The organism is Vagococcus proximus (genome assembly GCF_029143285.1).
Lineage (GTDB): Bacteria > Bacillota > Bacilli > Lactobacillales > Vagococcaceae > Vagococcus_D > Vagococcus_D proximus.
This window is the reverse complement of the sequence record NZ_JAPDSH010000002.1, coordinates 39,347-52,897: the sequence shown is the minus strand read 5'-3', so window position 1 is coordinate 52,897 and position 13,551 is coordinate 39,347. Positions and strand designations below refer to the sequence as shown.

12 protein-coding genes are annotated in these 13,551 nt (G+C 32.6%); 1 reads left to right on the top strand and 11 read right to left on the bottom strand.

Features of this window, described 5'->3' with window-relative positions; all coding sequences use genetic code 11:
* Positions 1-9 precede the first annotated feature (9 nt).
* The 6 genes from OL233_RS02885 to OL233_RS02860 all read right to left on the bottom strand — a co-directional run bounded on the left by OL233_RS02885 (position 10) and on the right by OL233_RS02860 (position 8,024).
* A complete protein-coding gene (locus OL233_RS02885) occupies positions 10-1,455 on the bottom strand; it encodes an ABC transporter substrate-binding protein (RefSeq protein WP_275470877.1) in 1,446 nt (481 codons plus the stop codon).
* Between the two features lie 28 nt (positions 1,456-1,483).
* Positions 1,484-2,392: a carbohydrate ABC transporter permease gene (locus OL233_RS02880; RefSeq protein WP_275470876.1), complete on the bottom strand. Its 909-nt coding sequence runs from the start codon at positions 2,390-2,392 to the stop codon at positions 1,484-1,486.
* A gap of 9 nt (positions 2,393-2,401) precedes the next feature.
* Positions 2,402-3,364 carry an ABC transporter permease gene (locus OL233_RS02875; protein ID WP_275470875.1) on the bottom strand — a complete coding sequence of 321 codons (963 nt, stop codon included), beginning with the start codon at positions 3,362-3,364 and terminating at the stop codon, positions 2,402-2,404.
* Positions 3,365-3,377: 13 nt separating this feature from the next.
* Positions 3,378-4,667 carry a sialidase family protein gene (locus OL233_RS02870; RefSeq protein ID WP_275470874.1) on the bottom strand — a complete coding sequence of 430 codons (1,290 nt, stop codon included), beginning with the start codon at positions 4,665-4,667 and terminating at the stop codon, positions 3,378-3,380.
* Positions 4,668-4,818: 151 nt separating this feature from the next.
* Complete coding sequence (locus tag OL233_RS02865; protein WP_275470873.1) at positions 4,819-6,294, bottom strand: response regulator; 1,476 nt, start codon at positions 6,292-6,294, stop codon at positions 4,819-4,821.
* Positions 6,282-8,024, bottom strand: a complete 1,743-nt coding sequence (locus tag OL233_RS02860) for a sensor histidine kinase (RefSeq protein WP_275470872.1) — start codon at positions 8,022-8,024, stop codon at positions 6,282-6,284. Before OL233_RS02860 ends, OL233_RS02865 begins: the two co-directional genes overlap by 13 nt.
* A 321-nt stretch (positions 8,025-8,345) precedes the next feature.
* On the opposite strand from OL233_RS02860, the gene OL233_RS02855 reads away from it, so the two are divergent.
* A complete protein-coding gene (locus tag OL233_RS02855; RefSeq protein WP_275470871.1) occupies positions 8,346-9,695 on the top strand; it encodes a polysaccharide deacetylase family protein in 1,350 nt (449 codons plus the stop codon).
* A 53-nt stretch (positions 9,696-9,748) separates the two neighbouring features.
* Here OL233_RS02855 and OL233_RS02850 read toward each other — a convergent pair whose 3' ends face one another.
* From OL233_RS02850 to OL233_RS02830, 5 genes are all read right to left on the bottom strand, one after another.
* Positions 9,749-10,060, bottom strand: coding sequence for a hypothetical protein (locus tag OL233_RS02850; protein WP_275470870.1), 312 nt, complete (start codon positions 10,058-10,060; stop codon positions 9,749-9,751).
* Between the two features lie 30 nt (positions 10,061-10,090).
* Positions 10,091-10,483: a DUF4809 family protein gene (locus OL233_RS02845; protein ID WP_275470869.1), complete on the bottom strand. Its 393-nt coding sequence runs from the start codon at positions 10,481-10,483 to the stop codon at positions 10,091-10,093.
* Between the two features lie 110 nt (positions 10,484-10,593).
* Positions 10,594-11,775: a NupC/NupG family nucleoside CNT transporter gene (locus OL233_RS02840; protein ID WP_275470868.1), complete on the bottom strand. Its 1,182-nt coding sequence runs from the start codon at positions 11,773-11,775 to the stop codon at positions 10,594-10,596.
* A gap of 292 nt (positions 11,776-12,067) precedes the next feature.
* Entirely contained in the window at positions 12,068-12,631 is a 564-nt protein-coding gene (gene efp / locus OL233_RS02835; RefSeq protein WP_126831589.1) for an elongation factor P, read from the bottom strand.
* A 187-nt stretch (positions 12,632-12,818) separates the two neighbouring features.
* Positions 12,819-13,475 carry a peroxiredoxin gene (locus OL233_RS02830; protein ID WP_275470867.1) on the bottom strand — a complete coding sequence of 219 codons (657 nt, stop codon included), beginning with the start codon at positions 13,473-13,475 and terminating at the stop codon, positions 12,819-12,821.
* Positions 13,476-13,551: the final 76 nt, after the last annotated feature.

Here is a 13,551-nt window from a genome sequence, read left to right as displayed (position 1 = left end):
CATTTAATATTATTTTTGAGTTTTTTTCCAGTCATCGATTTGGCTTTGAATTTCTTCTTTAACCCTATCTCCGCCAGCCTCTTTGAATTTTTTATTCATTTGTTCTAATTGTTTATCGACATCTACTGAACCCACATTTAAAGCAAACTGATATTCATTTAATACACTTGAAATACCTGCTGATTCGGTCCCTAATTTAGATGAATCATATGTAAACCCTAAAATCGGTGATGTTACAGCTGTTTTATTGTAATCTGAAATAATTTCCTTGAATTCAGGTGTACTGTAATCTAATGCCCCTTTTAGATTATAGGCTACAACATTTGAACCAAAGTTGAACTGAGCTACTTCATATTTTGCATCTGGTAAAATTTCAATTTCATTATCATCAGCTTTTTTATAATCAGTACCTTCAATACCATATCCAACTAGATTTCTAATTTCTTTGTCTGTATTAATCAAGTTAATAAATTTCATTGATTCTTCTGGATGTTTTGATCTAGCTGAGATTGATAACATTGATCCTCTTGAAGAAGCATTACTTACTAACGGTTTCAAAATTGGTGTAGAGACCACTTCTGTACCAAATCCATTTGTCCAAACCACATCTGCACCTGGGAAACCTTCTCCTGTTGTTGCGAAGAATTTTGCTTTAGGATCAGGAGACTTAACAGCGGCATCTTCAGGGATATAACCTGCTTGGTAATATTTCCTTAATAATTTTAGTTGTTCAATAGTATCTTTTTGTTCATAAATATTAACAACTTCTGTAGAACCTTTTTCATAATTCACAGCATATGGTCTTTGAATAATTTCATATGGAATGTAAACACTCGTCGCTTTGTCGTAATTTAAAGGAATATACTCTGGCTCTTTCTCTTTGATCATTTCTAAATAAGGTTCTGCATCCGCTAAAGAATGTATTTTTTCATAAGGAATATCATATTTTTCTACTAATTCTTTATTAAAGATTAAATAATGAGCATTTGTTTTATACCCTTGTCCATTCACCCCAGGAACCGCATATAATTTCCCATTTTGTGACGTTCCTTTTATTGTTTCTTCAGATAGTAACTCATTTGTTTCAGGTGCAAATTTGGGTAATAAGTCGGTTACATCTTTATATGTTCCAATTTTAGCAAAATTACCTGCCCATCCTGAAGTGAAGGCAATATCAAATTCTTCCCCTGAATTATTGATGATATTTAATTTTTTATCATAATCTCCAACATCGATAAATTCCATCGATACCTGATAGCCAGCTTTTTTTTCTTTAAGAACTTCATTTAGTTTATCATTAACGTCTTTTGTTCCTTTTTGAGGTGTATTAGCTAAATACCAAATTAAAGTTGGATCTTTTTCTTTTGAGCTCTTACTAGTACCACATGCACCTAAAACAATTGTTGATAAAGCTAAAATTGTAACTGCACCTATCCACTTGCTTCTTTTTTTCAAACCAAACACTCCTTTTTCTCATATTAATTTATTCTTTAACAGCTCCCACTGTTAATCCCTGTACAAAATACTTTTGGAAAAATGGGTATGCACACGCAATTGGTAGCGTTGTTATAACAACTATTGCCATACGTGCGGATTCTTTAGGTAATGAGTTTGCTACTACAGATGCAGACATCCCCATACTTGAACCACTACTATTTAAGAAGTCCATATTATTTTGAATTCTTACCAATAGATATTGTAGTGGAATCAAATTATCTTTTGAAATATATAACATCGCATGCATCCAATCATTCCAATAACCTAGAGTTAAAAATAGCGCGATTGTGGCTAAACCAGGTAATGATATCGGCACAACGATTTTTGAAAATATTTGCCATTCATTCGCCCCATCTATCTTTGCAGATTCAATTAAAGCATTAGGTATCGTGGTCTTAAAGAATGTTCGCATAACTATAATATGAAAGGTATTAATCATTCCAGGGATAATTAACGCCCAAATAGAATTTTTTAGTCCTAAAAATTGTGTCATGATTAAATAGGTAGCCACTAACCCTCCCCCAATAAACATCGGGATAATTGTCACCATGTTAAAGAAATTACGGTAGGCAAATTCATCTCTTGAAAGTGCATACGCATATAAGGCAGTCGCTAGTAAACCTAAAATTACCCCTACAACTGTTACAAAAATACTGACACCATAAGCATTCATTATTTCACTACCTGATGTTAAAATATATCGGTAGGCATCAAATGACCATTCTTTTGGAAAGAAACTATAACCATTTTTAGCCAGAGAATCCTCATTCGTTAAACTGATTATAATAACGAATAGAAAAGGTAATACTGCTAATGCTGCCAACACAGCTAATAAAATATTAAATAGAATATTACTTGATTTAGATATTGCTAATGGATCTTTTGATTTTCTCATGACAGCCTCCTAATATAACTCTTGACCTGGGTCAAATTTCTTAACAATTTTATTTGCCGTGATAATTAGTACTGCGCCAACTAATGACTGGAACAACCCCGCTGCTGAAGACATTCCGATATCTCCTGTTTCCATTAACGCACGGTATACATAAGTATCAATGACATCTGTTACACCAAATAAGGGCCCTGAGTTCATTGGTAATTGATAGAACAAGCCAAAATCAGCTCTAAAAATACCACCTACCGCAAGAATGAATAAAATAGTTATTACTGGTCGTAACATAGGTATTGTAATTTCTTTCATTTGACGCCATTTAGATGCTCCATCAAGCACTGCTGCTTCATAATACGTTTTATCAATCCCTGTGATTGCGGCTAGATAAATAACTGTCCCATACCCTAAACCTTTCCATTGATTGAAGAAAATAATAATTTGTGGCCAATATTTTGGATTAGTATACCAAGAAACCTTATCAAAGCCTAACGACTGCAAGATATTATTAATTAATCCCTTATCTGGACTAATGAAAGCAAATAAGCAATACGATACGATTACCCATGATAGAAAATAAGGTAAAAACATCACGGTTTGATAAAATTTTGCTGCAAATTTGTTTAATAATTCATGTAGTAATAGTGCCACAGTTAAAGGAATAATGATTCCTAAAATGATAAATAAAATATTATATGCTAGTGTATTTCTAACAATCACAAATGCATTTGAACTTTTAAATAAAAATTCAAAATTTTTAAACCCAATCCACGGACTATCCATTAAACTTTTAAAAAAACCACCATCTGGCGAGATAGTATATTGTTTAAAGGCAACCAGTGCTCCAAACATCGGGAGATAACTTAATAAAAAATAAATTGTAAAAGCTGGCAAACAAAATACTAAAAGTAATTTATTCTTACTGAATGTTCGCAATTTCTTATGAAAAAAAACCTTAATTCCTGTTGATTTACTCATATTCTTCCCTTCCTTACTTAAAATCATCTAACGTAAACCGTTTGAATTCTAATTCCATATCAATCCACTGATTTTGATCCATTATGTTTTCATAGAGTATTCCGAATGTATCTTTCGTCAATTGTGTCAAACAAGAGTAACCAAAACCGTTAGGGTGAATACAGTAACTCTCTGACCAGGAGTCACCATCATCCCAACTGATTTTCACAGTACCATTTTGTCGAATATTTGGGTCAAATGCATTCGAAAACATTAAACCACGCTTACCATTTGACTCAAATGAAATTACACTTGCTTGTGATGTTGGATCAACTAACTCTTTTTCTAATTTAAGTTGATCAAATGTATCCCCACCATTATTGCTTACAGCTGATACATAACATTTATTTGGCAAATGATTTCTTAAATACCACTTAATACGTCCATCACTTAATGAAACTAGCTGTGATTCGGTTAAACAGTACTCGAGGGCAGCTTTCAACTCACTGTGTATCACGTTACCATCCACTTTCCTATCATCGTTAGGGCTAACCCCTCTCACCCAAGTCGCCCCAAAATCATCACTATAAATCAAACTACTTGATAGTAAACCATGTTTATTGCCAATATAAATGGGGAAAATTATTCTATTGCAATTATCGCCTTGTTCAACTTGGATACCTCTTCCAGGACCTGCACCTATAAAAGTCATCCAGTCCTCTTTAACTTGTTCATTTAAATCTTCTGGATTTGACCAAGTGATACCTTCATCTTCACTGTAGACGATCTGAAGAAAAGAGGTTGGATATTCCTTCAACTCTTCTGGAGTTTTTCTTTTAGAATAAATATCTAGACCATTTTTGAAATAGCCCCACTCATCTGGAACATCCAAGCACGTCTCGTCTTCTTCAGATACTAGTTTAGTTGCATCTATAAAATAACGTGTTCCATCCTCTTTTTGAAGAATCTTTCTTCCCTTATCAAACCCTATACCAGCTTGACTATTAAACAAACCTACGCCTCCTGGAGTATGTGTAAATAACAACCAAATACGGTGATGTTTTTTATCTTCTAGTAGACACGAATCCAGTGCTGCTGCTCCATTCAAGCCCTTACCAGGATATTTGGCAACTAAAATTGGCTCTGAAAAAGTCTCACCTTTATCCTCACTTCGCCTCACTACTATATGAATTTCATTGGGATTATCACTTGATGTGATAACACGCGCATCGGCCCCTGCGATAACGGTTCCCTTAGCAGTTGTTAGTAGCGAAGGGATTCGGTAATTCCTAATATTATTCATACCGGGATAATATAGTCTCATCTCTCTCCTCCTTCGTTTGAAAACGCTGTCAATCAATAAAACAAGAATATCACTAAAATTTTAGTAAAACAATTGGACTTTTTTTACTTATATTGGACTTTTTGAGACAAATAAAGACATGGTTAAAATAACCATGTCTTTATTTGTTGATTTAGTCTTTTATCTTACCTGGTGCTACTCCATACTGTTCCTTGAACTTTCTATAAAAATAACTTATATCTGTAAAGCCAACCTGCACAGATATATCTACAATCGGTATATTCGTCTCCCTAATCAACTGATAAGCTTTTTTTAAACGTACTTGATTAATATAACTCGAATAACCAACAGAAAATGCTGCTCTGAATAACTTTCCTATATAAGCAGTTGAAACCAAATAGTCTTTAGCAAAATCAGCTAGTTGCTTGGGCTGCTTATAGTTCTCTTCAACTTCTCTTTTCATTTCTCGTAATCTCGGATCTAACTGAATTTCTCTTTCTAACTCATTCTGAAGTTGCTCAGCTAGTTCCCTTATTACTTGCTCAACTTGTTTCCACGATTTAAATGTGAGGGTGTTTTTTTGCATCTCTTGTTTTAATATAGATAATTCACCATGACCTTCTCTCTTGATAAGCTGTTTTCCACACCTTAAATAAAGAAGTTCAAAATAGTCTTTTAGTTGCTGAGGTGTTAAACGATAAGCTTTTTGATACTCTTTTAAATTTTCACTAAAAATCTCCGTCCATTCTGCTACACCTTTATTAAAAGCCCTACATAATTTTTCGACTGTCTCATCCGTTACACTAACAGATTCCAATACTTGTTCTTCTTTGAATAATAGAGTAGCTTTGGGTCGTACCATCTTCCACTCAAATAATGATAAAGACTCCTCAAATGATTTAAATAAATATTGTTGATCAGAAACAATGCCCCCCCAACTTCCATAAATAGATTGCACTTTACAAAATTTTTGGATTTCAAAAAAAACTTCTTCCGATTCATTTTTCTCTTTGTAGCCTACTACTAAGTAAGATATCTCTGCTGTCACTGCACCGACTAATATATAAGCAACTTTATTGTTTATTCTCCCCCTTAACGTTAGCAACTTATTTCTGGAAATACCTTCTAACAAAATAACTTGATAATAATTTAAACCTTCGGGAATATCAAGCCACTGGTTCTTCTCGGCAAATTCATTATCACCAATCTTATTAGATATCCATCTATACCCCATTGCTTCTTTAAAATTAATCTCTTGAGAATTCGGTGTATTCTCAAGCTCTTTTTCAATCATGACACCAAGGGAATTCTCTAATTCTTCCTTATCAATTGGTTTTAATAAGTAATTCTCTACACCAAGTGTTAGTGCTTTCTTAGCATAACTAAACTCGTTATACGCACTCAAAATTATTGAACGTATTTTTCTATCCTGAGCATTTAATTCTGTTAATAACTCTAAACCATCTATAGGGCTCATTCTAATATCTGTGATTAATAACTTTATATCTGATTGTTTTTGTAAAATTTCTAGTGCTTCTTCCCCATTAGAAGCTAAGCTAATGGCAGTAATTTCTGGTTGTGATTTTTCAATGATTTTTTTTAATCCTAAACGTATCCTTTTTTCGTCATCAACTATTAATAAGTGCATCTTTCTTCCCCCTTGAAAATCACTAAGCTAACACAAGTTTGTTCAGCATTTGATTCAATAGACAAATAGCTCGCTTCTCCGTATTGACGCTTTATACGTTCTTGACTATTTTTTAAGCCTATTGATTCATTCGACTGAAAGTAATTCCGAGTGCTTAAAACAGTTCTAACTTCTCTTAATTTCTCTTTTGTAAAAGGACAACCGTTATTAAATACTTTCACAACTATGTATCGATCATCTGAGTTGACCTCAATATCAATAAATAAAGCTTTACCATTAGAAGGCATTCCATACTTAATTGCATTTTCAACAATTGGCTGAATGACTAGCTTTGGAATTTCAAAACTTCCTTGTGTATCCAATGTTTTGATACTATATGAAAGTGTTTCTTCAAATCTAAAGCACATTAAATCTAAATAAGAAGAAACATATTTCAACTCCTTATCAATCGTCCAATAATCACCATCACGATAGTTATCTCGCATTAAAACAGATAGTTTAAATAACATTTCACTTACTTCGATATTGTCATCTATTTCCGCCTGCATACGAATCATCTCGATCGTATTATTGATAAAATGTGGGTCCATTTTAGCTTGAAGCGCTTTTAATTCAGCCTCACTTCTATTGACCCGCAATGTATAATTATCTTCTATCATTTGTTGCAGCTCTTTACTCATTTCTTGAAAATGGCTTGCAATCAAATTTAATTCATCACCCTTTTCTGAAATCACTATTGATTCATCAAATTTCCCCTCACCTACTAAGGCCATTTTTTTTAGAATGAGATATAATCTTTCGTTAAATACTTCCACTTTACGCTGGAGTACTGTGTATATCAAGTACCATAGTAAAAAAAGAAGACCCCAGACTAATAAAATAGCTGGAAGTTTACTTATAATAATTAATTTTCTATCCAAAAAACCTCTTATTATAACTTGCGGTACATCATGATTTAAAAATTCCGCTATACCATAACCCAAATCTCTTTTATTTTGATATAGTTCCTTTTTTTTATCTGATATAAGTCCTGAAGCTAAAATTTGGATTCCTTCTGGTCTCTCCACACTAATTCCAGAAAACTTTTCATTCGTCACAGTCTCTTTTACCTTACCTAAGCTATAAGCATAGGCTAAAATACCCAGCTCTTGACCATCAAAATCAACGATTGGGGTCGCATAATGATATATGTCCGTTGTTTTCTTCCCTTCAATAGTTGATATAAAATCTTTTGTAGTTCTCACATCTGATGCAAGTATATTATCATAAACCGTTATATTACCTAATCTGTCTACTTCTCTCAATTGCCCGGTTTCATATGTATAAATTAAAACACCTTCTAATGTATCGTCATTACCAAACCAATCATCCATAAAACCAAAGAAATCTTGAAGCATAAACGCATCCGATTTACCATAATCTTCTAACCGATGCCTCACGTACTCCATATTAGTATGCGTTGTAAAATAAATGAAATCCTCTTTGATTCTATTATTTCTTTGTATACTATATGTAGAACTCCTACTTGATTCTGACCTCGCATTAATAAAATTTGAAAGCTTTGATATATCACGGTCTAATCTCTCACTTTCTTGCTTCAAACTAATTTGTCCTATTACAATAGTAGAAAATAGGCCAAGAACAAATAAAACAACTCCAGATATTATCATTTGTGTATTAAGAATTTGTTTAAACATATACTGATTTTTTTTTTCTACAACTCTTTTCATTATAGTTCTCCAATTAATTTCATTTACTATCTTTTTAAATATAAACCGTTTTCAAAAAAAAAGTCAACCTATATTGTATGTCTATTTTTTTTTATTATAAATCTCATGCTTACTACATGCTCAAAAAAACTTGTTTTTTTATATACATTATATTCATTTTCGTACTGTATACATTTATAAAAAAAGAAAAAAAACATTTCATTTAGATATGTCTCTCTTTTTTTGTTATCCCCCATTAAATTGACTTTATAAGCCTTTTTTGATATAAATAAAGGTAACGCATTATGATAGTTATGACTCATTTTAGTAAGGAGATTATCTATGAAAAAACAACGCACTCACTCCATCTATTACATTTTTTACTCTACTTTATTTATTCTCATAGCTCTGTTTATGTTCTATAGCTATGCTTTAAATACCCAATGGTTAACTTTGTTGAGCGACGAACAAACACATCTTCAACAACAAAAATTACCTTTCCTAACATTGGTTAACCAAAAAGATGGAGGAAACACACTCGTCCCTTTAGCCGATAATGGCAAACAAATTGGTAAAGTCCCTAAAGAAGCTTCAACTAAATCAAGTGGTTTTTTCGGACAATCTGCTATCTTGGTAAAAAATAGATTTAAAAAACCACGTGAACTTGTCACATTTGAAACAACACGATTTACAAATAGTATTATTAGCTATTCCATCATAAAAAATGACTATCGTCCAGGTCTCTTCGGTTGGAAAAAGAAGAAAACTTCTCATAATGATATTGTTATTTCTGAAAAGACAGGTCATGAAATTTCATTTGACGATTTCAAATTTTCAAAACGCCAACTTAATCGTATCGCATTGGAAGTAAAAACAAATGCATTACGTATCAACAAAGATAATGAAAAAATGATGGATAAAATCTTTTCACGTGAGTTCTCAATTGATTTCAGCAATGTAACTTTCACCAGTCAAGGCTTACATTTCCCAACTACAATTAAAACTCTGTCCAAGAAATCTACAGTTTTAGATTATCAAGAGGTTGGAAAAATAACGAGTACTAAAAATTATGCACAACCAAAAACTGATAAGCTTGTCACATTAACCTTTGATGATGGTCCAAAATCAGATACGACACCTGAATTACTAGAAACATTAAAAAAATATAACGTTCCAGCTACATTCTTTATGTTAGGAACGAGCGTTAATACGTATCCCAAAACAGCTAAACTTGTCTATGATGAAGGATTTGAAGTAGCTAGCCACAGTCTTGTGCATGATGCCGCCTCAGCTATAGGACCTCAACAAGTTATTGATTATGAAATTGAAAATGAAAAAGCAATCTACAAAGCAACTGGCACATTACCAACAAAATATCGCCCACCTTATGGCGACATTAATAAAGATGCTTCTGATTTGCTACAAATGCCAATTATTCAATGGAATATTGACTCTCAAGACTGGGTGCTTAAAGATGCTAAGAAAATTGCGAAAAGTGTTGTTTCTAACACTTATCCAGGGTCAATCATTCTTATCCATGATATTCATAAAGAATCAATAAAATCTGTACCAATTATCATCAACGAATTAACTAAGCAAGGTTACAGCTTTGTTTCTCTTGATGACCTTATTCAAGAGTTCTATCCAGGACAACAATATTTTGATCAATTCGAAAATAGACCTGTGGCCTAATTAAAAAGAAGTTCAAAAGAGAGCAATTTGCTCTTTCTTTTGAACTTCTTTTTTTATAATTCGTAAGTAAAATTTCGAGTTGTTTTTTTTATACGACTGATTTCCAACTCAAGATAGCCATTTTCCAACAAATAATGAGCTAATTGCTCTGACTCTGTATCAAGTAAGTAACTTGATAGTTTAGTTTCCCCTTGATACAAAGTTACTCTTTCTATAACCGTATCTGGAACCCAACAAACTGCTGTTAACTCACCTTTAGCTGTTTTAAAGTCAACAATTACTTGCAGTGGTTGAATATTACCACATGGAGCAAATACAAATAAATCAGGTCGTCTTTCTTCTAATTCTCTAATTAACTTAAGCATATAAAATCATCTCTTTTCATTAACATACGATTACATTGTGAATGTATACCCTTCACTCTCAAATAACTCTTGTAAGATACCATTTACTTTTGAAAAAAGTTCATCATTGTCTGATATAACATTCTTACTAGAAATTGATTTTTCGGCTGAACTGTATGTCAACTGATCGTATTCTTCAACCAATTTTACTTCTTTTCCACTTTTACTGAAAACAGTATATTCGTCCATCATCATCACTTTATACTCTTGACTCCAACCTTCGTTCAAAACTAATCCCATCACCATCGAAGACACAGTTAATCCATCTAGTACGATTTCTTTTCCGTCTAAATCTAACGAAAATATAACACTTTCTACAGTCCCACAAGCATTACAGCCACCGTTTGTTAAATCAATTGTACTTGTAATAGCAACCTCTTTCATATGTAGCCCTCCTTCGTTTTCTTACATGTTCATTATAGAACAAGTTTGCTCTTTTTTCTAATACTCTTAACAAAAAAAGGCCACACCTGAAGTGTGACCTTTAAAAAAATCTAGTTAAAGAAAATTAAACCTACAATTGTAGCTGATAAGAAACTCACTAATGTCGCTCCCCATAATAAACGTAAGCCCATTTTAGCAACAACTTTACCTTGACGTTTGTTAAGTCCGTTAACTGCACCAGATATTACTCCAATCGATGTAAAGTTAGCAAATGACACTAAGAAAATAGAAACAATCGCTTCTGTTCTTGCACTAAATTCAAATGAGCCATGTTTCAATGTTTCCATTGCAACAAATTCATTCGATACTAATTTAGTTGCCATAACACTTCCTGCATCAACTGCATCTGCCATAGGAACACCCATTAAAACAGCCGCTGGTGAGAAGATATAACCTAAGATTTCTTGAAAGCTAATTCCAAAGATAGCATTGAAGATGCCGTTAATCATCGCAATAATCGCAACAAATCCGATTAACATCGCCCCAACTGTTACCGCTACTTGGAAACCATCCATGATGTATTCTACTAACATTTCGAAGAAAGATTGTTTAGTTTGAACAACTTCTAATTCATCTTCATCCTCAACTTCATAGGGATTGATGATCGATGTTATGATAAATCCACCAAATAAATTTAAAACGATTGCTGTTACAACATATTTCGGTTCTAATAAAGTCATGTATGCTCCAACAATTGACATTGAAACTGTAGACATCGCTGAGGCACATAATGTGTATAAACGTTTTTCAGATAAGCCACCTAATTGGTTTTTAACTGAAATGAATACTTCTGATTGACCTAATATAATAGAAGCAATACCGTTATACGACTCTAATTGCCCCATACCATTTACTTTACTCATCGCTTTACCTAAATATTTAATGATAAATGGTAAAATACCAAAGAATTGTAGAATACCAATCAATACAGAAATAAAGATGATAGGCATTAAAACGGTTAAGAAGAATGGTGCTGCACCTTCATTAGCTAAACCACCAAATACAAACTCAACACCTTCACCTGCATAATCTAAAATTTTTGTAAAACCGTTTGCAATCCCGCCTATTAAAATATTCCCAAAACTTGTATTAAGTAAAATATAACCAAATACAAATTGTAGAACTAATAATTGAATAATCGGTCTCTTTTTAATCTTACTACGGTCACTACTTGATGCATATGCTAATCCAATAAAAATAATGATACCAATAATACTAATCAAAATACTCAAAACTGACACTCCTTTTAAACTATTTTAATCATAAAGAACTATTATTATCGTTTTAAAAAACATCCGATAAAACCGTAAATAGTAAAAGGTTTTACTAAAAAGCGGTTACAACTTGAAAGTTAACTAAATAAATAACATTAATTCCTACATGAACAAGGTTTAATTGTAGTTTTTTTTGTATGAAATGTCAATATTCTATAAAAATAATCAAGTTTTATTTTATATAATGTTCGTATTTTTAATTTTTTTGCAATAAAAAAAAACACCTCATTTTATAGAGGTGTTTTTTTTATTATTTAGCTGCACGTTTTAAGTATGTGCCCTCTTGCGTATTGATTTCTAATTTCTCGCCTGCCTCGATGAAATCTGGTACGTTTACAACAACGCCTGTTTCCATTTTAGCTGGTTTTCCTGAACCAGAAACTGTCGCACCTTTAATTGAAGGTTGTGTTTCAGCAACCTCTAAAATAACAGTTGTTGGTAATGTAATACCTATAACTTCTTCACCGAAAAATTGAATTTTAACTTCCATATTTTCTAACATGTATTTCAACTCATCTTCAATAGAATCAGTTGGTAATTCGTATTGTTCATAAGTTTCTAAATCCATGAAGATTGACATATCTTCTTGGCTATATAAATATTGAACAGCTTTTAATTCTAAGAACGCTTTTTTAACTTTATCATCAGGTCTCATTGTAGTATCCGTAGTTGAACCAGTACGAACATCTTTCAATTTCATACGCATAACGGTATTACCTTTACCTGGTTTATGGTGGCTAGCTTCCATAACACGGATTAATTTACCATCTTGTTCAAATGTCATACCTGCTTTTAAATCACTAATTGCGATCATATTGTATTTCTCCTTTTTATAAAAACTAAATTTAAGTTATTCTTATCTGAATACTTATTCATTGTAGCAAAAAAAAGGCCTAAATTCTAGTAGTATCGGCTTCGGCCAGATATTAATTAACCGTTTAGTGAAATGTCATATTTCAAAAAAAAGGCAATGAAGTTAATACTTCATTGCCTTTCCACGTTTAACTGTCTAATTCTTTTGTGCAGAAGTAAAAGTCTTTACACTCCATTGTTTCATCTGTCATACGTTTAGCAGCTTCATCTTGATTTTTTGCCGGTGGAACGATTACACGGTCACCTGGTTCCCAGTTAGCCGGCGTTGCAATATCATATTTATCAGATGCTTGTAGCGCTTGAACAATTCTTAAAACTTCAGGAATGTTACGCCCGTTTGATGAGGGGTAATAAATTATAGTTCTGACTACTTGCTTGTCATCAATCACAAATACAGCACGTGACGTAGCCGTGTCACTTTCACCCGGCATAATCATGCCATATTTTTTAGCCACATCCATTGATAAATCAGCAATCACAGGGAAAGTAATTTTAACATCAAAATTTTGCTCAATATTTCTTACCCATGCAATATGAGAATGCACGCTATCGATACTTAATCCAATTAATTCAGTATTAATTGCAGCTAAATCCTCTTTAATCCCTTGAAAACCAACAAATTCCGTTGTACATACTGGCGTAAAATCAGATGGATGTGAGAACAATACTACCCATTTTCCTTTATAATCTGACAAAGAGATTTCTCCTTTAGTCGTTTCAGCCGTAAAATCTGGTGCAGGTGAACCAATTCGTGGTAATGATAAAATTTCTTTTTCTTCACACATAATCTATTCCTCCTTAGTAATTTAAGACTCGTGATAAGTATAACAAGTATGAAAAAATAACTCAAAATTATCATCT